This window comes from Streptomyces sp. NPDC004610 (assembly GCF_040609715.1).
Taxonomy (GTDB): Bacteria; Actinomycetota; Actinomycetes; order Streptomycetales; family Streptomycetaceae; genus Streptomyces.
In genome coordinates this window covers 377615-400084 of record NZ_JBEXLA010000001.1, presented here as the reverse complement: position 1 = coordinate 400084, position 22470 = coordinate 377615, and the positions used below count along the sequence as shown (strand labels likewise).

Sequence of the window (22470 nt, the reverse complement as noted above, 5' to 3'; positions counted from 1 at the left end):
CTCAGGACGTCGGTGCGGCAGTGGCGGAGGCCCCGTCCGACGGGGTCTCCGCCCCACAGGTCACCGAGAACTCCACCGCGTTCGAGGTCACCTCCACCGGCTCCCGCACCTGAACCCCCAGCGCGTTGCGATACGTCCCGCTCTCGTCGTACGTCGTCACCGTCACGCCCGCCCGCAGGGTGCGCTCCCCGCCCGCCGGGAACGACAGCGTCCGCCAGCCCTCGTCGGTGACCTCGCCGTCCCGCGCCACCCACCGGTACTCCACCTCGGCCGGCAGCCGCCCCACGGTGAACTCCGCCGTGAACACCGGCGCCGCGTCCCGCCCCGGCGGACAGGCACCCGCGTAGTCGGTGTGCGCCCCGCTCACCGTCACGGCCACCGACTGCGGCGGCGCCGAACTGCCCGACCCGCTCGCGGACTCCTCCTCCGGCGGCGGCGCACCCCCGCCGGACGGCTCGTCCTCCTCGCTCGGCGTGTCCGACGCCCGCGCCGAGGCCGCCGGGCTGTCCCCACCGGTACCGCCCGAGCCGCCCCCGCTCCCGCCCCCGTCCAGCAGGGCGTACATCAGCCCGCCGACGGCCAGCGCGAGCACGGCGATCCCGGCGACCAGGAAGGCGAGCGCACGGCGGTCCCGGGTGGGGCCGGGGCCGGCGGTGGCGGAGGTGGGGCCGATGTGCGTGGGCCCGGTCGGCGTCGGATCCGGGAGCGGCGGCACGGCGGCGACCGTCGGTGCCGTGGACGACGACCGGACGGGGTCCGCCCGGGGCGTGCCGCCCGCGCCCACCAGCCGCAGATCCCGCTCCGCGCGCTCCGCCGTCAGCCGCTCGGCCGGGTCCTTGCGCAGCAGCCCCTCGATCACCGGCGCCAGCGCACCCGCCCGGCGCGGCGGCGGCAACTCCTCGTCCACGACCGCCCGCAGCGTGCTCAGCGGGGTGTCCTGACGGAACGGCGTGACCCCCTCCACCGCCGCGTACAGCAGCACCCCCAGCGACCACAGGTCCGACTCCGGCCCCGGCGTGCGGCCCAGCGCCCGCTCCGGCGCCAGGAACTCCGGCGACCCCACGACCTCACCGGTCATGGTCAGCGCCGAACTGCCCTCCACCGTCGCGATCCCGAAGTCCGTCAGCACCACCCGGCCGTCGTTGGACAGCAGCACATTGCCGGGCTTCACATCCCGGTGCAGCACCCCCGCCCCGTGCGCCGCGCGCAGCGCCGCCAGCACCTCCGCCCCGATCAGCGCGGCCCGCTGCGGCGGTATCGGCCCCTCCGCCTGAAGCGTCTCGGCCAGCGACACCCCGCGGACCAGCTCCATCACGATCCACGGGCGGCCCTCCTCGGTGGCGACGTCGTACACCGTCACCACATTCCGGTGCGCCACCCGGGCCGCCGCCCACGCCTCGCGCTCCAGCCGGGCGTACATCCGCCCCACGTCCGGGGCCGGCAGCCCCGCCGGGGCCCGTACCTCCTTGACGGCGACCTCCCGGTGCAGCACCTCGTCCCGGGCCCGCCACACCGTCCCCATGCCGCCCTCACCCAGCGGTGACAGCAGCCGGTACCGGTCCGCGACCACCCGCTCACCGCCCGGCTGTCCGGACACCGGCGCACCCCCTTCGGTCGTCCGCCGTGCCATGCCAGATTTCTCCCCAAAATTAGCTCAGCCCACCGCGGATGAGGCCCCCCTGAACACCGGTCCGCCACCCCGCACCGCCCCCGCGCTCCCGATTGCCCCCGCCTCCGCCCGCGTTTTCGCCCCGCCGATCCGTATCCGTCTCCGGAGGTGCGCGGTGCGGAAACCGGATGTACGCGGACGACGACGGCCCGAGGGCTGCGGCCGGGCGGAGCCGAGGACGAGGGGGGACGGGCTGGCGGCGGACACCTTGCTCCTCAAGGTGGCGGCCGGTGACCAGCGCGCCTTCGAGGACCTGTACCACCTGGTGTCCGGACCGGTGTACGGCCTGGTGAAACGGGTGGTACGGGACGCCGCGCAGGCGGAGGAGGTGGCCCAGGAGGTGCTGCTCGAACTCTGGTGCTCCGCCGCCCGGTTCGACCCCTCGCGCGGCTCCGCCCTGTCCTGGATCCTCACCGTCGCCCACCGCCGGGCCGTCGACCGGGTGCGCAGCGCCCGCGCCGCCGGGGAGCGCGAGCGGCGCGACGCCCAGCGCTCGGCGGCGGCACCCGCCTTCGACCAGGTCGCCGAGGAGGTCGAGGCCGGACTGGAACGGGAACTCGTGCGCCGCTGCCTGGACCGGCTCACCGACCTCCAGCGCCAGTCCGTCACCCTCGCCTACTACGACGGCCACACCTACCGCGAGGTCGCCGAACGGCTGTCGCTACCGCTCGGCACCGTCAAGACCCGGATGCGCGACGGCCTGACCCGGCTGCGCCAGTGCCTCGGGGACGGTACCCCGTGAGCGCGCTGGACCGGCTGCCGCGCCGCACGGCCCCCCACTCGCTCGCCGCGCCCTACGCCCTGGACGCCCTCGACCCCGGCGAACGCCGCCGCTTCGAGCGGCATCTGAACGGCTGCGCCCGCTGCGCCGCCGAGGTGCGGGCGCTCACCGAGGCCACCGTCCGGCTCGCCCGGACCACCACCGAACCGGCGCCCGAGGCGCTGCGCGCCCGCGTCCTGGCCGCCGTACGAAGCACTCCGCAGGAGCCCGCACCGGCGCACACCCCGTCGCTGCCGTCCTACGTCTGGGGGACCCGGCCACCCCCGGAGCGATCCCGCCGCCCGCTGCTGATGCCCTTCACCACGGCGACCGCCGCCGCGACCCTGATCGTCGCCGGGCTGTTCGCGGTGCAGGCCGGACGCGCCCAGGACCGGCTGGACGCCGAGCGGGCGCAGACACGTGAGATCGCCCACGTTCTGGCCGCCCCGGACGCCCGCGCCGCCGTCGGCCGGGACGCCGGGGGCCGGGGGATCGGGGTGATCGCCTCCGCCACCGAGGGGCGCGCGGTGGTGACCTTGAGCGGTTACGGCGCTCCCCTCAGCGGGCGAGTGCATCAACTGTGGCTGATGCGCCCCGACGCACCACCACGCTCCCTGGGCCTGTTCAGCGCCGACACGCCCCTCACCGCCTCCGGCCTGGACCCCACCGCCTCGTCACTCGCCGTGACCGTCGAACCGGACGGCGGCTCTCCGCACCCCACCGGCCAGCCCATTGTCCAACTCGCCCTGAAATCGGTTGGATTCGGAGAGTAATCAGAGCGTGTACGTCAACACCCTTATGGGAAAGGTGAATCCTGTGACCGCGATACACGAGTGCCCCGAGGGGGCGATAGGGTTAGCCTGCCTGGGCCGGGTGGACTCGTACGGGTGGGGAGTGACATGGATCAGATAACAGTGCGCAGCAGGGCAAGGGTCCCTGCGATCACCTGCGGGAGCAGCGCGACCAGTTCGCGCCTCGACCGCCACCTGTCGGTGCTGGCGGGTCCCGCCGTGCCACAGCGAGAGACAGCCGAGGCCACCTCGCTGATGCGGGAGCTGACCGCGCGTGACACCACGCAGGACCAGACCTCCCGGGGCGCCCGTGTCCGGCGCGTCTCGCTCTTCGCACCTCTGCGCCGACTGCGCCGCTCCCTGTTCGGCGGACGCTGAGCACCCCCGGCGTCCGCCCGGACGTCCCCCGCTCGCCCTCGTCCCTTCCGGTCTGACGCCCCCCGACTCCCCACGGGCGGCGTCAGCGGCGTATCACCCTCCCTCTTCCGGCTTCCCTCCCTGTTCAGCAGAGATCGTGCAGTGCTGTGGTCAGCGATCAGCGGTCCGCGATCAGCGCGCTGGCTGAGCTGAACAGACCCAGCGTCTCCTTGTACTCCCCGTACTCCTCGTCCTCCGTGTGCTCCTCGTCATGGGTGAGCAGTCCCGGCAGCATCCCCGCCCGGGTGGCCGCGGGACGACGGAACGGCGGCAGCGGTCCGATCCAGCCCCCAGGGCCATCCCCTACCCGGTCACGGCCGAGCCGGAGTCGCCATGTCCACCCGGGTGGTCGGCATCTGCGCCGGGAACGAGACCGCCGCTGCCGAGCGCACCTGGGCGATGCCCTGGACGCAGGATGAGGAGAGCGACGCCGGGCGGATGGCCCACCGGGGTGGGCAGATGGCCCCGTCGGTGCCTGTGCCCGGCTCGTGCGGCGGCGTGCGCCGGGCGGAGCGGGCCGGTCGGCCCGGAGGCGGTGTTTCGAGCAGGCCCTCGCTCGCCGGGCGTTGCGGGTGGTCCTGAGGCCGCTCAGATCAGGGCGAGCTGCCCCTGGGGGCCCTCCTCGGGGGTGTCCAGGACCGTTGCCGGGCGGCGGGCCGACGCCGGGACCGGCAGGACGCCCGCCGCGCGCAGTTCGGCGGCCGTGACGGGGGAGGACGCGGGTGCGTCGGGCAGCGGCGGGAGTTCGGCGAGAAGTGCCAGGACCGTGATCAGTTCCAGCAGCTCCGATGTCCAGGTCTGCGGCCAGGTCGCGGGGCGGATCGCGGCCAGGGTGCCCGGCTCCGGTTCACCCGTCCGGGCGAGGAACCACTCCTCCAGCACCCGCACCCCGCCCGCCTCGAAGTCCCAGGCGTCCACCGGTACCGGCGAGATCCGGCCCTCCCCGAGGTACAGCGCCTCCTCCTCGCGGTCGTAGCGCAGCTCACCGGGGCGGTCGGGCAGCGGGGCGCGGACGTACGGGCGGCGTCCGCCGGGGAGTTTGGGGCGCTCGCCGTCCCGGCGCATCAGCCACAGCGCGCGGCGGCCCGACGCCACGCCGAGCGCCCAGCGCGCGGGGTCCGCGGTGAGCGGGACGGTGAGATCGGCGCGGACCGCGCTCAGGATCCAGGCCAGCACGTCCAGCGGCTCCGGGGCCTGCGCCGCGCCGCCGAGCCGTGCACCCAGATACTCCGTCAGGCCCGGCGCCAGATTGGGCTCCCGGCCGCCGGGGCGGCGGAAGAGGGGGCGCACCCGGCCGGGGCGGAGCAAGGGGAACAGGGTGGTCGCCAGCAGCCGCGGGCCGGGGCCGCCGGGAGTCTCGGTGACGAAGACCTGGCGGTCGTCGGCGACCCGCCACAGCTCCGGGCGGGCCGCGTCGAGCAGTCGCTGATCCGGGATCAGCCACTGCTCGTCGAAGGGCGCGGCCAGGGCGCGGACGGGTTCCGGGCAGGGGCCCTCGGCGCGGGCGAGGGGCTCGGTGCCGGTGGCTCCGCCGGGGTGGCCGGGGAGCTGTCCCACCGCGGAGTGCGGGGTGCGGGCGCGGGTGGGCTCGAACAGGGCCTCGCGGTCCGGGCCCCGCGCCTTGAGCAGCGCGTCCCAACGGGCCTTGAGGGATGCCGGGTCGGGGGCCGCCGGCCAGCCCCGCCCCAGGCGCGGCGGTGCGACGGACCACGGCATGAGGTCCGCGAGCGGCGGAGCGTCGTCGGCGGCGTCGTGCGGCACGCTCCGCATCGTACGACGGGGGGAGGGGTGGGGGTGGGGCGGTTCGGGGTGGGGGTGGTTGGGGGTGGTGGGGTGTGGTGGGGTGCGGGGCGGTGGTCGCTTTTTGCGCAGTTCCCCGCGCCCCTGGAGGGTGGGGGAGGGCTGGGGCTGGGGGTTGGGTGCGGGTGTGTGGGGGTTGATCGCGCAGTTCCCCGCGCCCCTGACTCGGCACCCTGGGCCCCCGCCGAAGCCTGCGCCCCACCGAACCTGGCACCCACGGATCCGGGTACGCACCGAACCCTGCGCCCCGCGCGAACCTGGCGCCCCGCGCGAACCTGGCGCCCCGCGCGAACCTGGCGCCCCGCGCGAACCTGGCGCCCCGCGCGAACCTGGCGCCCCGCGCGAACCCGGCGCCCCGCGCGAACCCGGCTGACCCCCGTAGGGGCTACGTGGCGTCGAGGGTTACCGAGAAGGAGAAGCGGTCGCCCCGGTAGTGGATGACGGCTACGTCCAGGGGGCGGCCGGTGGTGTCGTAGGTGATGCCGGTGTAGTGCAGGATCGGGCTGAGGAGGGGGACGCGGAGGAGGCGGGCCGTCTCCGGGTCCGCCAGCCGGGCCTGGACGGTGTCGGTGATGCGGCTGATGTCCGCGCCGACCGCATCCCGCAGCACCTTGGTCATGGGCTGGCGGATCAGTTCCTCGGGGTCGATCCGGGCGGCGATCTCGGGGCGGACGTAGTTGCGGGCGTGGTTGGTGGGCTCGCCGGTCTTCTCGTCGCTGCGCAGCCGGTGGTACGTCATCGCCTCCGGCAGACCGGGGAAGTACTCGGCGAACTCGGCCGGCACCGGCACCGGCCCGTGCTCCAGCAGTTCCGCCGTCATCCCGGACTGCTGGGCCACGATGGCGTCCACCGAGCCCAGCAGCCGGACCGGGGCACGGGTCGCGTCCGGTTCGATGAAGGTGCCCCGGCGCCGGTGCCGGGTGATCAGGCCCTCGTCCTCCAGTTCCTTCAGCGCCTGCCGCATGGTGAGCACGCTGACGCCGTAGTGCTCGGCCAGTTGCTCCTCGGTGGGCAGCCGCAGCGGGTCCCGGGCCGAGCGGCCGAGTATGGAGGCGCGCAGCGACTGCGACACCTGGTACCACAGCGGCAGCTTGCGGTTGAGGACGATCGAGTCTGGGGCGAAGGAACTCACGGGCCTATCCGTACCGGTCGTACGCGATCAGTGCAACGGGCGGAAGTGGCGTTCGAGGCCCTGCCACACCTCGTCGTAGCCCTGCTGGAGGTGGTCGGCGCCCGCGGCCTGCGGGGTGAGGGTCACCGGCCAGCGGGTCTCGAACATGAACGCCAGCCCGTCATCGATCTTCTGCGGCCTCAGCTCGGCCGCGCTCGCCCGGTCGAAGGTCTCCCGGTCCGGGCCGTGCGCCGACATCATGTTGTGCAGCGAGCCGCCGCCCGGCACGAACCCCTCCGCCTTGGCGTCGTAGGCGCCGTCGATCAGGCCCATGTACTCGCTCATCACATTGCGGTGGAAGTACGGCGGCCGGAAGGTGTCCTCGCCGACCAGCCAGCGCGGCGCGAAGACCACGAAGTCGACCCCCGCGAGTCCCGGGGTGTCGGACGGCGAGGTCAGCACCGTGAAGATCGACGGGTCCGGGTGGTCGTACGAGATGGAGCCGATGACATTGAAGCGGCGCAGATCGTATACGTACGGGGTGAGGTTGCCGTGCCAGGCGACGACATCGAGGGGGGAGTGGTCGTAGGTCGCGGTCCAGAGGTTGCCGCAGTACTTGTTGACCACCTCCACCGGGCCCTCGACATCCTCGTACGCGGCGACCGGGGCCAGGAAGTCGCGGGCGTTCGCCAGGCCGTTGGCGCCGATCGGGCCCAGGTCGGGGAGGATGAACGGGGAGCCGTAGTTCTCGCAGATGTAGCCGCGCGCCGAGTCGTCCAGCAGTTCCACCCGGAAGCGGACCCCGCGCGGGATCAGCGCGACCTGGCCCGGCTCGGCGTGCAGCAGCCCGAACTCGGTGCGCAGCAGCAGCCCGCCGTGCTCGGGGACGATCAGCAGCTCGCCGTCCGCATCGCTGAACACCCGCTCCATCGATGCGGTGGCGTGGTAGAGGTGCACGGCCATACCGGTGCGCTGGGTGACATCGCCGTTGCCGCCCAGCGTCCACAGTCCGGCCACGAAGTCCGTCCCGGCCTCCGGCGCGGGCAGCGGGTTCCAGCGCAGCCGGTTGGGGTCGGGCGGGGTCTGGGTGAAGGGGGCGGTGCGCAGCGCCCCGTTGCGGGTGCGGGTGAAGGCGGGGTGGGCGGCCGACGGGCGGATCCGGTACAGCCAGGAGCGGCGGTTGTGGGCCCGGGGCTCGGTGAAGGCGGTGCCGCTGAGCTGCTCCGGGTAGAGCCCGAGCGGGGCCCGCTGGGGCGAGTTGCGGCCGACGGGCAGCGCGCCGGGCGCCGCCTCCGAACTGTGCTCGTTCCCGAACCCGGAGAGATAGGCCAGCGATTCGGCCGTCTTGCGCGCGTCCGCACTCATGTTCCCAGCTCCTTGGCAGCCCTGCGTTCCTGATGCGAGCATCTATTCCTATAGTGAAGCATAGGAATAGATCTCACCATAGGAAGAAGGGGTGGGTGGGCGCAAGAGGCAGGAGGGGGAGGGAGGGGGGAGGAGAGGGGGGACGGGGAGGGGGAGGGAGGTTGGGGGCGTGGTGGCGTTCGGGGGTTCCTTCGGGCGGATGTCGCCGGTGCCTACCGGGGGGCTACGCCTGCCGTAGGGGGGTGGCGGGCCGGATGTCCTCTGAAGGGACTACGGCCGGGCGGGGGAACCCGCCCACAGGTGGATTCAAGGTGTCGCACCGCTGTTCTACGCTCGCCCGTATGACGTGGAGACGGGGGGCTTGCGCGGTGCTCGCGGTCGGTGTCCTGCTGCTGGCCGGAGCCGCCGGCTGCGACTCCGGCGGTGGCTCCGGCGGTGACCAGGAGCGCGCCACCGACCGGACGTATCCGGTGGGCAAGGTGCTGGAGGACACCGACGAGGACGGCTCGCATCTGCGGGAGATCGACCGGGGCGACGCCCCCGAGGTCGGCATCGAGGTGCAGCCGGTCGGCGAGGGACAGGGCTGGGAGGTTCGGCTGACCGTCACCGGCTTCACCTTCTCGCCGGTCGGCACGGAGCCGGAGGCCGTCGCCGGGCGCGGGGTGGCCCGGCTGTTCATCGACGGCCGCCCGGTCGTCGATCTGCGCACCCCCCGCCACCGTCTGGCCGCCGGTCTGATGGACCGCGGCACCCACCACATCACCGTCCGGCTCTACGCCGACGACGGCACCGCCTGGGCCGACGACGGCGACCCGGTGGAGTCCACCGCCGATGTCACGGTCTCCGAACCTGGGCCCGGAGTGTCGCCGTAGGGGCGGGGGCGGGGGCGGCGAGGTTCTGCCGGGCCGGGTGGTGTCCGGTTCCGGGGGCAGGCCATGGCGGATGGCGGGCGGCTCCGGGCCCGTGGTGCCGGGTGCCAGGTGCCGGGAGTCAGGAATCAGGTGCCGGGAGTCAGGAGTGTGGCCCCGGGGGCGTCCGGTCCGGCTCCGGAGGAGGCCCGCTTCACCCCGGACCGGTGGGGAGGCATCATGATGCCCGTGCCTGATGCGACGACCACGCTCCGCCGCGCCCCCGTGCAGCGGCGCAGCGCCGAGCGGCTGACCCGGATCCTCGACGCCTGCGCCGCTCTCCTCGACGAGGTGGGCTACGACGCCCTGAGCACCCGGGCCGTCGCCCAGCGCGCCGGAGTCCCCATCGGGTCGGTCTACCGCTTCTTCGGCAACAAGCGCGCGATGGCCGACGCCCTCGCCCAGCGCAATCTGGAGCGGTACACCGAGCGGGTGCGCAGACGGCTCGACGCCCTGGACGGCGGCGGCTGGCGGCGGGCGCTGGACGCCGTACTGGACGAGTACCTCGCCATGAAGCGCACCGCGCCCGGGTTCTCCCTGGTGGACTTCGGCAATCAGATCCCCGTCGGCTCCCGCCACGACGAACCCAACCACCGGGTCGCCGACCGGCTCACCGAACTCCTCGCCGGTCACCTCGGCCGCCGCCCCGACGACCGCCTCCGCCGTACCTTCCTGGTCGCCGTCGAGACCGCCGACACCCTGGTCCATCTGGCCTTCCGCGTCGACCCCAAGGGCGACGCCGGGATCATCGAGGAGATGCGGGAACTGCTGCGGGCGTATCTGGGGCGGGTGCTCGACGGATCCGAGTGACCCGGGACCGCCCCGGCTGACCCGAGGCCGACCTGGCTGAACTGAGACCGTCCCGGTTGCTCCGAGACCGCCCCGGCTGACCTGAGCAAAGCTGTGACCTGGAGTTTTGCGCTTATTGCTCGCACGTCAACATCTTGTTAACGCGGATCGGGCGGACCTAACGTCATCGCACCGCCGGCCCTGGTGGGAGTTCAAGGGCGAACGTTAGGTATCCACACATATGCTGACCATCCTCGGCTTCGCCATGATCGCGACCTTCCTGGTCCTGATCATGCTGAAGAAGATGTCGCCCATCGCGGCGCTCGTGCTGATCCCCGCGCTCTTCTGCGTGTTCGTCGGCAAGGGCGCCGAACTGGGCGACTACGTCATCGACGGTGTCTCCAGTCTCGCGCCCACGGCGGCGATGCTGATGTTCGCCATCGTCTACTTCGGACTGATGATCGACGTCGGGCTCTTCGACCCGGTCGTCAAGGCCATCCTGAAGTTCGCCAAGGCCGACCCCATGCGGATCGTCGTCGGTACGGCCCTGCTCGCCGCGATCGTGTCGCTGGACGGCGACGGCTCCACCACCTTCATGATCACCGTCTCGGCGATGTACCCGCTCTACAAGCGGCTGAAGATGAGCCTGGTCGTGATGACCGGTGTCGCCGCCACCGCCAACGGCGTGATGAACACCCTCCCCTGGGGCGGCCCCACCGCCCGCGCCGCCACCGCGCTCAAGCTGGACGCCAGCGACATCTTCGTCCCGATGATCCCGGCCCTCGCCGTCGGCCTGCTCTTCGTGATCGTCCTCTCGTACTTCCTCGGACTGCGCGAGCGCAAGCGGCTCGGGGTGCTCACCCTGGACGAGGTCCTCCAGGACCCGGTGGACGAGAAGGAGACGGTGCTCGTGGGCTCCGGTGCCGGTGCCGGTGCCGGCAGTGGCTCCGGCTCTGGGTCCGGGTCCGGGAAGGCCGATCTCCGCAAGGCCGGGAGCGCGGGCGCCGCCGATGCCGATGCCGACGATGACGACGACTTCCAAGGGCTCGACCCCAACCGCCCCACCCTGCGTCCCAAGCTCCTCTGGTTCAACGTGCTGCTCACCGCGACGCTGCTGACCGCCATGATCATGGAGCTGCTGCCGATCCCGGTGCTGTTCCTGCTCGGCGCCGCGCTCGCGCTCACCGTGAACTTCCCCCGCATCCCCGACCAGAGGGCGCGGCTCGCCGCCCACGCCGACAACGTCCTCAACGTCTCCGGCATGGTCTTCGCCGCGGCCGTCTTCACCGGCGTCCTCCAGGGCACCGGCATGGTCGACTCCATGGCGAACTGGCTGGTCGACATCATCCCCGCCGGCATGGGCCCGCACATGGGCATCGTCGCCGGACTGCTCAGCCTGCCGCTCACCTACTTCATGTCCAACGACGGCTTCTACTTCGGTGTCCTGCCGGTCCTCGCCGAGGCGGGCGCGGCCCATGGCGTCAGCCCGGTCGAGATGGCCCGCGCCTCCCTCGTCGGTCAGCCCCTGCACATGTCCAGCCCGCTGGTCCCGGCCGTCTACGTGCTCGTCGGCATGGCGAAGGTCGACTTCGGCGACCACACCCGGTTCGTGGTGAAGTGGGCGGCCCTCACCTCCCTGGTGGTGCTCGGATCCGCCATCCTGTTCGGCATCATCTGAGCCGCCCCGGCGCCCCGGCGCCCCGGAGGAGGACCGTTCCGTGCGTGTGAGGCCCGGCGGTAACCGCGGCTGGCTGCTTCGGCTCGTCATCGCCTTCACCTTCGCCCAGGCGGCGGTGTCGATGGCCCGGCCCGCCGTCTCCTACCGGGCCCTCGCCCTCGGCGCCGACGAACGGGCCGTCGGGATCATCGCCGGGGCCTACGCCCTGCTCCCGCTGTTCGCCGCCGTCCCCCTGGGCCGCCGTACCGATCACGGGCGGTGCGCCCCGCTGCTGCCCGCCGGGGTCGTCCTGATCGCGGCGGGCTGTGTGCTCGGCGGACGCGCGGACTCCCTGGCGGCGATGGCGGTGTGGAGCGGGGTCATGGGCCTCGGCCATCTCGCCTTCGTCATCGGCGCCCAGTCCCTGGTGGCCCGCCGGTCCGCCCCGCACGAACAGGACCGCAACTTCGGCCACTTCACCATCGGCGCCTCCCTCGGCCAACTCATCGGCCCGATCGCCGCGGGCGCGCTGATCGGCGGCCACGGCGACCTGGCCGCCACCAGCGCCCTCGCCCTGCTGGTCGCGGGCGCGGGCGCCGCCGCGGCCTTCACCTCCCTGTGGCGGATAGAGGACCGTACGGTCCTCGGGGCCCGCGCCCGGAGCGGCGACCGGGTGCCGGTGCGGCGCATCCTGGGCGCCCGGGGCGTCCCGGCGGGCATCCTGATCAGCCTCTCCGTGCTCTCCGCGACCGATGTCCTCACCGCCTACCTCCCGGTGGTCGGCGAGGAGCGGGGCATCGCGCCCTCCGTCGTCGGGCTGCTGCTCAGTCTCCGCGCGGCGGCCACCATCGCCTGCCGCCTCGTCCTCACCCCGCTGCTCCGGCTGGGCCGCACCCTCCTGCTCACCTCCACCTGTCTGCTCGCCGCGCTGCTCTGCGCCGGGATCGCGCTGCCGATGCCGGTGTGGGCGCTGGCCGTGCTGCTGGCCGCGCTGGGCTTCTGCCTCGGCGTCGGACAGCCGCTGTCCATGACGACGGTCGTCCGGGCGGCCCCCGAGGGCGCCCGCTCCACCGCCCTCGCCCTCCGGCTCACCGGCAACCGCCTCGGCCAGGTCGCCGCGCCCGCCGGAGCCGGTCTGGTCGCCGGGGTGGCGGGCGTCGCCGCGCCGTTCGTGCTGCTGGGCGGACTGCTTCTGCTGTCGGCCGGGGTGGCGCTCCGCTCCCCGGCGCGCGAACCGGCCCCCGCCCCCGCCGACCGGACCCGGCGGAGCCTGACCGGGCGGAGCCCGACCCGAGGGAAGCCGACCCTGCGGAAGCCGACCCGGCGGAGGCCGACCGGGCGGTGACGCAGCCCCAACTCCCGTACCTGACCGGTGAGGGTAGGTGAGGGGCATGACACTCCAGCCGACCCGCCCCCGGGCCGCCCTCGTCACCGTCGCCGCGCTGCTCGCGGTGGCCGCCCCCACCGCCGCCACCGCCGCCTACGCCACCCTCGACGGCTCCCCGGGCCCCACGGCCCCGGTGCCCGCCGCGCCGGGTCCCACCGCGCCCGGTTCCACCACCCCTGTGCCCGCCGCCCCGGTGCGCGGTGAACCGTTCGCCGAGACCCGGCTGTACTTCGGCACCGTGCGCTCCGGCGGACCGGCGGTCACCGACCGGCAGTTCCTGGCGTTCATCGACCACGAGGTCACCCCGTCCTTCCCCGACGGCCTCACCGTGCAGAGCGGCCGGGGCCAGTGGCGGGACGTCACCGGCACGATCGTGAAGGAGCGGTCGTACGAGTTGCTGCTGCTGTACCCGGTCACCGCGGCGGTCACCGCCGACCGGGCGATCGAGGAGATCCGCCGCGACTACGAGAAGCGGTTCGGGCAGGAGTCGGTGGGGCGGGTGGACGACCGGGTGACCGCGGACTTCTGAGCCCCCGGAACCCGGGCGCTCCGAGGCATGGGTCACGTGCCGCCGACGGCCCTGGCGTGGCAAAACTATCGCCGCTAGTTTGAGCGGTGGCGCGGCGCCGGGTGACGCCGCCGGTTCGGGAGGCGGAACATGCGCGGCACGGCCCAGGGTGGGACGGACGGGACGGACGGGACGTGCGGGAGGGACGGCAGGGACCAGATGGACGGGATGGACGGGATGGACGGGACGGACGGGCTGTATATCGACGGCGGCTGGCGTCCGGCCGTCGGAACCGGACTCATCGATGTGGTGAACCCGGCCGACGAGCAACTCCTCGCCCGGGTCCCGGCGGGCGGCGTCGAGGATGTCGACACCGCCGTCCGGGCCGCCCGCGCAGCGCTCCCGGTCTGGGCGGCGACCCCGCCCGCCGCGCGCGCCGCCCGGCTCGCCGCGCTGGTCGATGCCCTCACCGCCCGTCAGGACGAGATCGCCGCGACCGTCACCGCCGAACTGGGCGCCCCGCCCGCCTTCGCCCGGTCGGTCCACACCGCCATGCCGATCACGGTCGCCGCCTCGTACGCCGAACTGGCCGCCACCCACTCCTTCGAGGAGAAGGCCGGTACCTCGGTGGTGCATCTGGAGCCGGTCGGGGTGGTCGGCGCGATCACTCCCTGGAACTACCCACTGCACCAGATCGTCGCCAAGGTGGCCCCCGCGCTGGCGGCGGGCTGCACGGTGGTGCTCAAGCCCGCCGAGGACACCCCGCTCACCGCCCGGCTGTTCGCGGCGGCGGTCCACGAGGCGGGGGTACCGGCCGGGGTGTTCAACCTGGTCACCGGGCTCGGCCCGGTCGCCGGGCAGGCGCTGGCCGAGCATCCGGGCGTCGATCTGGTCTCCTTCACCGGCTCCACCGCCGTCGGCCGTACCATCGGCGCCGTCGCGGGCGCGGCGGTCAAGAAGGTGGCGCTGGAACTGGGCGGCAAGTCCGCCAATGTGATCCTGCCGAGCGCCGATCTCGCCCGCGCGGTCAACGTCGGGGTCGCCAACGTCATGGCCAACTCCGGCCAGACGTGCAGCGCCTGGACCCGGATGCTGGTCCACCGCGACCGGTACGACGAGGCCGTCGCTCTCGCCGCCACGGCCGCCGCCAAGTACCCCGAGCGCATCGGCCCGCTGGTCAGCGCCCGGCAGCGGGAGCGGGTGCGCGGCTATATCCGGCAGGGCGTCGCCGAGGGGGCCAGGCTGGTCGCCGGTGGCCCGGAGGCACCCCGCGAGCGCGGCTTCTACGTGAGCCCCACCGTCTTCGCCGAGGTCACCCCGGAGATGACCATCGCCCAGGAGGAGATCTTCGGCCCGGTCCTGTCCATCCTGCGCTACGAGGACGAGGCCGACGCGCTGCGGATCGCCAACGGCACGGTGTACGGGCTGGCCGGTGCCGTCTGGGCGGGCGAGGAGACCGAGGCCGTCGCCTTCGCCCGGCGCATGGACACCGGGCAGGTCGACATCAACGGCGGCCGGTTCAATCCGCTGGCCCCGTTCGGCGGGTACAAGCAGTCCGGGGTGGGGCGGGAACTGGGCGTCCACGGTCTCGCGGAGTACCTCATGACGAAGTCGCTCCAGTTCTGAGCGCCGCCCTCCGACACCGGCCCGATAGCCCCGATAGCCCCGATAGCCCCGATAGCCCCGAGAATCCCGAGAGCCCTGAGAGTCCCGATAGCCCCAAGAGAGAGACACCCCTCATGACCGTACGGACCGTCCGTGCCGCCGTGCTGCCCGCCGTCGGTGCCCCGCTGGAGATCACCGGGGTCGAACTGCCCGAGCCTGGCCCCGGCCGGGTCCGGGTGCGGCTCGCCGCCGCCGGGGTGTGCCACTCGGATCTGTCGCTGTCCGACGGCACCCTGCGCATCCCGGTCCCGGCGATCCTCGGCCATGAGGGCGCCGGCACGGTGGAGTCGGTGGGGGAGGGCGTCACCGACCTCGCCCCCGGTGACCCGGTGGTCCTCAACTGGGCCCCGTCCTGCGGGAGTTGCCCGGCGTGCGGGCGGGGCGAGGTGTGGCTGTGCGGCAACGCGATGAACGGCGCGGCCGGTGTCCACGCCCGCACGCTCTCCGGCACCGCCCTGCATCCCGGCCTGAACGTGGCCGCGTTCGCCGAGGAGACCGTCGTCCCCCGCTCCTGCGTCCTGCCGCTGCCCGAGGGCATCCCCCTCACCGACGCGGCCCTGCTCGGCTGCGCGGTCCTGACCGGCTACGGGGCCGTCCACCACGCGGCGAAGGTGGCGCCCGGCGAGACGGTCGCCGTGTTCGGCGCGGGCGGGGTGGGGCTGGCCGCGCTCCAGGCGGCGCGGATCGCGGGCGCGGCCCGGATCGTCGCGGTGGATGTCTCCCCGGCGAAGGAGGAACTGGCACGGGCGGCGGGCGCGACCGACTACGTGACCGCCTCGGAGCGCACCGCCCGCGAGATCCGCGCCCTGACCGGCGGGGAGGGCGTGGACGTGGCGGTGGAGTGCGTGGGGCGGGCGGTCAGCATCCGCACCGCCTGGGAGTCCACCCGGCGCGGCGGCCGGACCACGGTCGTCGGCATCGGCGGCACCGATGAGCGGGTCACCTTCCACGCCCTGGAACTCTTCCACTGGGGCCGCACCCTCTCCGGCTGCGTCTACGGCAACTGCGATCCCCGTACCGACCTGCCGGTCCTCGCCGACCATGTCCGCGCGGGCCGCCTGGACCTGTCGTCGCTGGTCACCGATCGCATCGGCCTGGAGGACATCCCGGCCGCGTTCGACGCGATGCTGGCGGGCCGGGGCGGGCGGGCGGTGGTGACGTTCTGAGGGGGGCCGGAGCCTCCGGCGGCGGACCGGGCTCTCACGGCCGCAGTGACTCCTTCGCGGCGGCGCCCGGTCCCGTCGCCGTATCGGCTGCGCTTCCCTGGTCTGGTTCCGTCGCCGTATCGGCCGCGCTTCCCCGGCCCGGTCCCGTCGCCGTATCGGCCGCCCTCCCCCCGGCCCCGGCCCGCGACCGCGACACCGCCACCCCCAGCAGACACAGCCCCCCGCCCATCAGCGTGAGCACCCCCGGTACCTCGCCCAGCGTCAGCCACGACATCAGCACCACCAGCGCGGGCACCGCGTACGTCGTCGCGCCCATCCGGCTCGCCGTGGTCCGCGACAGGGCGTACGCCCAGGTGGTGAAGGCCAGCGCGGTCGGGAAGAGACCGAGATACACCATGTTGAGGGTGGCCGACAGCGGGGCGTGCGCGGCCTCCGTCACCAGTTGCCAGGAGAACGGCAGACACAGCACCGTCCCCACCGCGCACCCGAACGCCGTCACCTGGAGCACGCTCGCATGCCCCAGCGCCGGTTTCTGCGCGACCACCCCGCCCGCGTAGGCCACCGCCGCGATCAGGCACAGCGCCACCCCCAGCACCGACGACCCGCCCCCGCCCGACATCGACAGCCCCACGGTCACCGCCCCCGCGAACGACACCGCGAGCCCCGCCACCAGCCGCGGCGGCATCGGATCGCCGAGCAGCCGGGCGCCGAGCAGCGCGATCAGCAGCGGCCCGGTGTTCACCACCAGCGCGGCGGTCCCGGCGTCGACCTGCTGCTCGGCCCAGTTCAGGACGACCATGTAGACCCCGAACCACAGCACCCCGGATATCGCGATGCCGGGCCACGCCGCCCGTGGCGGCCACCCCTCCCGCCGGACGAGGCACCAGGCGCCCAGCGCGAGGGTGCCCGCCGCCAGCCGGCCCAGCGCCAGCGCGCCCGGCGAGTACACCTCGCCCGCGCTGCGGATCGACACGAACGCGGAGGCCCACAGCACGACGGTGACCACGGCGGCGGCGGTGGCGGGCACACCGGCCCGACGGTGGACGGCCCGACCAGGGCTGTCAGGGGTGTGGCTCATCATGCTCCTGAGCGTAGGGACGGGTGCGGGGGAGGCGCTCGCGGTTTTCGGACGGCGGGGCGAGGAAGGGTGGTGGCGGCGTGGGGCCCCTGGTGGCGGCGTGGGTCAGCGCAGGGCGGCCGGGTCGATGCCGAGGAGCCCGGAGAGCGCCCGCGCCCCGCGCGGGGTGACCCGTACGGCCCGGCCCGAGCCGATCCGTTCGCACCAGCCCGTCTCCAGGGCGTGGCCGCACAGCGCGGCGCCCGCGACCCCGCCGAGGTGGGGTCGGCGTTCGGTCCAGTCGAGGCAGGCGCGGGCGAGGGGGCGCCGCCCGGTGCGGGGGAGCGCGATCCCGGCCGCGCCGAACCACTCCACCCCGCACCCGCGCGGCCAGATCCTCCACGACCTGGGCGATCCCGGGGTCGGCCAGCCGCACATACCGGTGCCGCCCCTGCCGCTCCTCGGCCAGCAGTCCGGCGGCCACCAGTTTTCCCAGATGCCCGCTCAGGGTGGAGGCCGCGACCCCGGCGTGCCGGGCCAGTTCCCCGGCGGTCCAGGCCCGCCCGTCGAGCAGCGTGAGCAGCACGCTCGCCCGGGTCTCATCGGCGATCAGCGCGGCGAACGCGGCGAGGCCCGGGGCACGGGGATCCCTGGCGGATCCGGAACGGGTGGTGGACATGACTCCAGGGTGCGGCACGGATGGTTCGGCGCCCACCGAAGTGTCGACGTACCGGCCCGGTCCGGCCCGGTCCGGTCCGGTCCCCGATCTCAGGGACGACCGGGACGACCGGAAGTACCAGGACGATCGGAAGTACCAGGACGACCGGGGCGCCCGGCGACCTGCTCGGGCACCCGATCGCCGTCCCTGCCGCCGCCGCCACCGACCGTCTCGAAGCGCAGCGCCAGCCCGTCCAGCAGGGCGTTCAGGCCCGCCTCGAACGCCCGCTCGTCCACCGTCTCCTGCCGCTCCGCCAGCAGATGCGCCTGCCCCAGATGCGGATAGGCGTCGGGGTCGTACGCGCTCTCCTCGTCCACGAAGCCCCCGGCGAAGGATCCCAGGGCCGCGCCCATGATGAAGTACCGCATCACCGCGCCCACCGAGGTGGCGTGCGCCGGGGGCCAGCCCGCGGCGACCATCGCCCCGTAGACCACGTCCGCCAGGCGCAGCGAGGCCGGGCGGCGGCCGGGGCCCTTGGCCAGCACCGGCACGATGTTGGGGTGGTCCCGCAGGGCGCCCCGGTAGGAGAGCGCCCAGTCGTGCAGCGCGGTCCGCCAGCCGCGGCCGTCCTCGAACATCGACAGATCGACCTGTGCACTGACCGAGTCGGCGACCGCCTCCAGGATCTCGTCCTTGGTGCGGAAGTGGTTGTAGAGGGACGGCCCGCTCACCCCGAGTTCGGCGGCCAGCCGCCGGGTGGAGACCGCCGCGAGCCCCTCCGCGTCCACCAGGTCCCGCGCGGTCGCGACGATCCGTCCGGTGCTCAGCAGAGGCTTACGGGGTCGGGCCATGGCGCACATAGTAGGGCGGGGGCACGCGAGCACGGCGGCGCGCGGACCTGAGTATCCGACTGAGTACGGCGACGGATGTGGCCGGCGCCACATTCGCCGAGTCTGTTCCCCATGAGTGACTCACCCGTCAAGCCGCACAACACGGCGGCGTTCCACGGTCAGGCCGTCGTCTCCTTCGCGCTCGCCCTCGGGGCCACCGCCGTCGGCATCTTCCAGTTGGAGGCCGACCCCTGGGTCCGGGCCTTCCTGGGCATCGCCGTTCTCTATCTCGTCACCTCCGCCTTCACCCTCGCCAAGGTGGTCCGCGACCGCCAGGAGGCCGGGCAGATCGTCAGCCGGGTCGACCAGGCCCGGCTGGAGAAGCTGCTCGCCGAGCACGACCCCTTCGAGAAGCTCTGATCCGGCCGCCTCGCCCACCTGCTAAGCGCTCGCTCACCTTCGGTTGTATGGTGGTGCCCCGGTCGGCGAGAGGGGCGAGGAAGCGATGAGTACGGCGGAGGAGACGGCCGGCGGCGAGCACGAGTCGTGGGCCGAGGTCACGCCCGACGCGGCCCGGCGGCTGCTGATCGCCGCGGTGGACGCCTTCGCCGAGCGCGGCTACCACGCCACCACCACCCGGGACATCGCCGGCCGCGCCGGGATGAGCCCGGCCGCGCTCTACATCCACTACAAGACCAAGGAAGAACTGCTCCACCGGATCAGCCGGATCGGCCATGAGAAGGCCCTCGACATCCTGCGCACCGCCGCGCGCGGCGACGGCACCGCGGGTGACCGGCTGGCCGACGCGGTCGCCTCCTTCGTCCGCTGGCACGCCGGACACCGTACGACGGCACGGGTCGTGCAGTACGAGCTGGACTCCCTCGGGCCGGACGCCCGCGCGGAGATCGTCGCCCTGCGGCGGCAGTGCGACGCCGAGGTCCGCGGGATCATCGAGGACGGCATCGCCTCGGGCGAGTTCGACGTCCTCGACGTCCGGGGCACGACCCTGGCGGTGCTGTCCCTGTGCATCGACGTGGCCCGCTGGTTCAGCGTGCGGGGGCCCTGGACGCCGGACGAGGTGGGGGCGATGTATGCGGGGCTGGTGTTGCGGATGGTGGGGGTCGGGGGGCCCAAGGGGCAGGGGTGAGCGGCGGGGCTCGGAGGGCAGGAGCGGGGCTCGGTGGGGATGGCGTGGGGCTCGGTGGGGATCGCGTCGGGCTCGGTGGTGGTGGCGCGGGTCCAGCGGCCTCAGAGGTAGTAGCGCGACACCGATTCCGCCACGCACACCGGCTTGTCCCCGCCCTCGCGCTCGACCGTGAAGACGATCGCCACCTGGACGCCGCCCGGCACCTCGTCCACCGCCGAGATCGCGGCCGTGGAGCGCAGCCGGGAGCCGACCGGGACGGGGGAGGGGAAACGGACCTTGTTGGTGCCGTAGTTGACGCCCATCGTCACCCCCTCCACGGCTATCAGCTGCGGCGCGAACAGGGGCAGCAGCGCGAGGGTGAGATAGCCGTGCGCGATCGTCGTCCCGAAGGGGCCTGCCGCCGCTTGTGCCGGGTCCACGTGGATCCACTGATGGTCGCCGGTCGCCTCGGCGAACAGATCGATCCGCTGCTGGTCGATCTCGATCCAGTCGGTGTGCCCCAGCCGCTCGCCCACCGCGGCCCTCAGCTCGTCCACGGAGGTGAAGATCCTCGGCTCCGCCATGTCCCGGCCTCCCGTTCGATCGGTCTAAGCAACTGCTTAGCATGGTCGGGTGGGGTGCCGATGTCAACGGGCCGGTGGGCACGGGGCGCATGGGTAGGGTTGCGGTGATGCCGCAGATTCCAGAGAACGTTCATGAACTCACCGTCGGGCAGTTGTCGGCGCGGAGTGGCGCCGCAGTGTCCGCGCTGCACTTCTACGAGTCCAAGGGGCTGATCAGCAGTCGCCGGACATCGGGCAATCAGCGCCGCTACTCACGGGACGCGCTGCGCCGGGTCGCCTTCGTACGGGCCGCGCAGCGGGTCGGCATTCCGCTCGCCACGATCCGGGAGGCGCTGGCGGAGCTGCCGGAGGAGCGGACGCCTACGCGGGAGGACTGGGCGCGGTTGTCCCAGGCGTGGCGGTCGGAGCTGGAGGAGAGGATCCGGCAGTTGAATCGGCTGCGGGATCATCTGGCCGATTGCATCGGGTGCGGGTGTCTTTCGCTGGAGAGCTGTGTGCTGTCCAATCCGGATGATGCGTTCGGGCAGGAGCGGTCGGGGTCGAGGCTGCTGGTGGAGCGGCGGCGGTAGCCTCCGGCGGCGGTGGTTGTCGGGTGCGGGTGGGTGGGCGGCTGGTCGCGCAGTTCCCCGCGCCCCTAAAAAGGATGCGCAGTTCCCCGCGCCCCTATAAGAGATGCGCAGTTCCCCGCGCCCCCAAAAGGATGCGCCGTTCCCCGCGCCCCTGAAAAAGATGCGCAGTTCCCCGCGCCCCCAAAAGGATGCGCAGTTCCCCGCGCCCCTAAGATCATCCGCCGCCGAGCCATTCCCCCTCCCCCCGCGCGACTAAAAGCCCAACGCCCCCCTCACCAGCTCCTCGTTCGACAGCGCCCGCCCCCCGCCCGGCAGGGTCAACGTGTCCTCCAGGCCGATTCGGGAATGGAGGCCCAGTGTTCGGGCCAGGTGGAGGATGGGCCAGGCGCCCTTGTCCTTGCCGTGGAGGAGGATCGGGCGGGTGGGGGTCGGGGCGATGCGGGTGAGCAGGGTGTGCGCGGTGTGTTCCGGGGTGTCCTGGTCCGTCACCTCCGCCAGGATTCTTGAGACCCGGTCACGCAGGGGGGAGCGGGCGAAGCGGGCCGGGCCCTCCGTGTCCGACCGCAGAACCGCCTCCACGCCCACGCCCCGCTCCAGCAGCGCCGTCGCGATCTCCTCCGCGGCCGGTTCGTGCCAGTCGACCGAGGCGTGGTCCGGCAGGACCGTCCAGGAGCGCACCCGGTCCAGGCGCGCGGCGGCGTCGGGCTCCGCCCAGGCGCCCGTGGTCACCCCGACCGGCACCCGCACCCGCGCCCGGATCGCCTCCAGCACCGGTGCCAGCACCCGTGGGGACAGGGAGCCCCGGCCGCACGGTGTCCGGGGATGGACATGGAGGTCCGTCGCCCCGGCCGCCACCGCCGCCGCGGCCGATTCGGCCAGCGCGTCCGGGGTCAGCGGGATCATCGCGCCGTCGGCCGCACCCCGGGTGCCGTTCAGGGCGGCGGAGAGCGGAAGGTCGGCAGTGGTCTTGCGGGGGTGCGGCATCCCCGGCGCACCCCCGAGGTCTCCTCGGCCATCGGTCACGCGGACATGAGCAGGTGTCCGCGTCGCGCGTACGCGATCGCCTCGGCGGTCAGGACCGGGCGCGGGACCAGGATTCCGCAGTCCACGCAGACCGGCCCGGAGGACGGTTCGTGATCGAGTTCGTACTTCCAGATCAGGCGCTCGCCGTCGCAGACCGGGCACTCGGCGCCCGGCTCGCGCTCCAGCGCCGCGATCAGCCGGCGCAGCACCTCCGCCAGGGGCTCATCGGGGTGCACCCGGGGGTCGTCGCACCAGGCGACTCCGAAGCCGCCCCAGGTCAGCCGGTGCCAGTCGTCCACGCTGCCCGGTCGGCGCAGCCCGTCGTACTTCTCCTTCTTGCGGCGCTCGGCGAACCCGGTCTCGTAGGACAGCCAGACCGCGCGCGCCGCCTCCAGTTCCTCCAGCGCGGCCACGAGCCGCACCGGGTCGGGGGAGCGGTCCTCGGGGTCGAACCCGGCCCGCGCGCACAGATGGTCCCAGGTCGCTCTGTGCCCATAAGGGGCGAACCGCTCAAGGCACTTGCGCAGCGAGTAGCGCCGTAGTGCCAGATCGCATCGAGGGTCGCGCACCTGTCTTGCCAGACTCCGGAAACCGGCCATCGCCCTGCACCTCCGTCACATCTGCACCTGT

22 protein-coding genes and 1 pseudogene are annotated in these 22470 nt (G+C 73.6%); 13 read left to right on the top strand and 10 right to left on the bottom strand.

What is annotated here, in order from left to right:
- Position 1: 1 nt before the first annotated feature.
- Complete coding sequence (locus ABZX40_RS01755; RefSeq protein WP_355745828.1) at positions 2-1630, bottom strand: serine/threonine-protein kinase; 1629 nt, start codon at positions 1628-1630, stop codon at positions 2-4.
- Between the two features lie 232 nt (positions 1631-1862).
- Here ABZX40_RS01755 and sigK point away from each other — a divergent pair, with 232 nt between their 5' ends.
- The 3 genes from sigK to ABZX40_RS01740 all read left to right on the top strand — a co-directional run bounded on the left by sigK (position 1863) and on the right by ABZX40_RS01740 (position 3598).
- Entirely contained in the window at positions 1863-2411 is a 549-nt protein-coding gene (gene sigK, locus ABZX40_RS01750; RefSeq protein WP_355745863.1) for an ECF RNA polymerase sigma factor SigK, read from the top strand.
- Positions 2408-3202: an anti-sigma factor gene (locus ABZX40_RS01745; RefSeq protein WP_355745825.1), complete on the top strand. Its 795-nt coding sequence runs from the start codon at positions 2408-2410 to the stop codon at positions 3200-3202. Before sigK ends, ABZX40_RS01745 begins: the two co-directional genes overlap by 4 nt.
- A gap of 126 nt (positions 3203-3328) precedes the next feature.
- On the top strand, positions 3329-3598 hold the full coding sequence (locus ABZX40_RS01740) for a hypothetical protein (RefSeq protein ID WP_355745822.1): 270 nt from the start codon (positions 3329-3331) through the stop codon (positions 3596-3598).
- Between the two features lie 627 nt (positions 3599-4225).
- Here ABZX40_RS01740 and ABZX40_RS01735 read toward each other — a convergent pair.
- The 3 genes from ABZX40_RS01735 to hmgA all read right to left on the bottom strand — a co-directional run bounded on the left by ABZX40_RS01735 (position 4226) and on the right by hmgA (position 7913).
- Entirely contained in the window at positions 4226-5407 is a 1182-nt protein-coding gene (locus ABZX40_RS01735; protein ID WP_355745819.1) for a type ISP restriction/modification enzyme, read from the bottom strand.
- Positions 5408-5822: 415 nt separating this feature from the next.
- Positions 5823-6569, bottom strand: a complete 747-nt coding sequence (locus ABZX40_RS01730) for a GntR family transcriptional regulator (RefSeq protein ID WP_355745816.1) — start codon at positions 6567-6569, stop codon at positions 5823-5825.
- Between the two features lie 27 nt (positions 6570-6596).
- A complete protein-coding gene (hmgA, locus tag ABZX40_RS01725) occupies positions 6597-7913 on the bottom strand; it encodes a homogentisate 1,2-dioxygenase (protein WP_355745813.1) in 1317 nt (438 codons plus the stop codon).
- A gap of 341 nt (positions 7914-8254) precedes the next feature.
- Here hmgA and ABZX40_RS01720 point away from each other — a divergent pair, with 341 nt between their 5' ends.
- The 7 genes from ABZX40_RS01720 (at position 8255) to ABZX40_RS01690 (ending at position 15993) form a co-directional block, all read left to right on the top strand.
- Positions 8255-8785 (top strand): hypothetical protein, encoded by a 531-nt coding sequence (locus ABZX40_RS01720; protein WP_355745810.1) that lies wholly within the window; start codon positions 8255-8257, stop codon positions 8783-8785.
- A gap of 216 nt (positions 8786-9001) precedes the next feature.
- The gene (locus ABZX40_RS01715; protein WP_355745807.1) at positions 9002-9631 is read left to right on the top strand and encodes a TetR/AcrR family transcriptional regulator; all 630 of its coding nucleotides are present in this window, start codon (positions 9002-9004) and stop codon (positions 9629-9631) included.
- Between the two features lie 220 nt (positions 9632-9851).
- Positions 9852-11288, top strand: a complete 1437-nt coding sequence (locus ABZX40_RS01710; RefSeq protein ID WP_355745804.1) for a citrate:proton symporter — start codon at positions 9852-9854, stop codon at positions 11286-11288.
- Between the two features lie 46 nt (positions 11289-11334).
- Positions 11335-12612, top strand: a complete 1278-nt coding sequence (locus tag ABZX40_RS01705; protein ID WP_355745860.1) for an MFS transporter — start codon at positions 11335-11337, stop codon at positions 12610-12612.
- 46 nt (positions 12613-12658) lie between these two features.
- Positions 12659-13183 (top strand): DUF3574 domain-containing protein, encoded by a 525-nt coding sequence (locus ABZX40_RS01700; RefSeq protein WP_355745801.1) that lies wholly within the window; start codon positions 12659-12661, stop codon positions 13181-13183.
- Positions 13184-13399: 216 nt separating this feature from the next.
- The gene (locus tag ABZX40_RS01695; protein ID WP_355745857.1) at positions 13400-14788 is read left to right on the top strand and encodes an aldehyde dehydrogenase family protein; all 1389 of its coding nucleotides are present in this window, start codon (positions 13400-13402) and stop codon (positions 14786-14788) included.
- Positions 14789-14901: 113 nt separating this feature from the next.
- On the top strand, positions 14902-15993 hold the full coding sequence (locus ABZX40_RS01690) for a Zn-dependent alcohol dehydrogenase (protein ID WP_355745798.1): 1092 nt from the start codon (positions 14902-14904) through the stop codon (positions 15991-15993).
- A 34-nt stretch (positions 15994-16027) separates the two neighbouring features.
- On the opposite strand, the gene ABZX40_RS01685 is transcribed toward ABZX40_RS01690, so the two are convergent.
- The 3 genes and pseudogenes from ABZX40_RS01685 to ABZX40_RS01675 form a co-directional block, all read right to left on the bottom strand.
- Positions 16028-17074, bottom strand: a complete 1047-nt coding sequence (locus ABZX40_RS01685) for a DMT family transporter (protein WP_355745795.1) — start codon at positions 17072-17074, stop codon at positions 16028-16030.
- Positions 17075-17176: 102 nt separating this feature from the next.
- Positions 17177-17729 (bottom strand): annotated as a pseudogene (locus ABZX40_RS01680) (metalloregulator ArsR/SmtB family transcription factor).
- 89 nt (positions 17730-17818) lie between these two features.
- Complete coding sequence (locus ABZX40_RS01675; RefSeq protein ID WP_355745792.1) at positions 17819-18559, bottom strand: TetR/AcrR family transcriptional regulator; 741 nt, start codon at positions 18557-18559, stop codon at positions 17819-17821.
- A gap of 111 nt (positions 18560-18670) precedes the next feature.
- On the opposite strand from ABZX40_RS01675, the gene ABZX40_RS01670 reads away from it, so the two are divergent.
- Positions 18671-18958 carry a YiaA/YiaB family inner membrane protein gene (locus ABZX40_RS01670; RefSeq protein ID WP_355745790.1) on the top strand — a complete coding sequence of 96 codons (288 nt, stop codon included), beginning with the start codon at positions 18671-18673 and terminating at the stop codon, positions 18956-18958.
- 85 nt (positions 18959-19043) lie between these two features.
- A complete protein-coding gene (locus ABZX40_RS01665; protein WP_355745787.1) occupies positions 19044-19685 on the top strand; it encodes a TetR/AcrR family transcriptional regulator in 642 nt (213 codons plus the stop codon).
- 101 nt (positions 19686-19786) lie between these two features.
- Here the strand turns inward: ABZX40_RS01665 and ABZX40_RS01660 are convergent, their stop codons facing one another.
- On the bottom strand, positions 19787-20248 hold the full coding sequence (locus tag ABZX40_RS01660) for a MaoC family dehydratase (RefSeq protein WP_355745784.1): 462 nt from the start codon (positions 20246-20248) through the stop codon (positions 19787-19789).
- Positions 20249-20355: 107 nt separating this feature from the next.
- On the opposite strand from ABZX40_RS01660, the gene soxR reads away from it, so the two are divergent.
- Positions 20356-20817, top strand: coding sequence for a redox-sensitive transcriptional activator SoxR (gene soxR, locus ABZX40_RS01655; protein WP_355745782.1), 462 nt, complete (start codon positions 20356-20358; stop codon positions 20815-20817).
- A gap of 252 nt (positions 20818-21069) precedes the next feature.
- Here soxR and ABZX40_RS01650 read toward each other — a convergent pair whose 3' ends face one another.
- Positions 21070-21801 (bottom strand): 3-keto-5-aminohexanoate cleavage protein, encoded by a 732-nt coding sequence (locus ABZX40_RS01650; protein ID WP_355745779.1) that lies wholly within the window; start codon positions 21799-21801, stop codon positions 21070-21072.
- A gap of 35 nt (positions 21802-21836) precedes the next feature.
- A complete protein-coding gene (locus ABZX40_RS01645; RefSeq protein ID WP_355745776.1) occupies positions 21837-22439 on the bottom strand; it encodes a hypothetical protein in 603 nt (200 codons plus the stop codon).
- Positions 22440-22470: the final 31 nt, after the last annotated feature.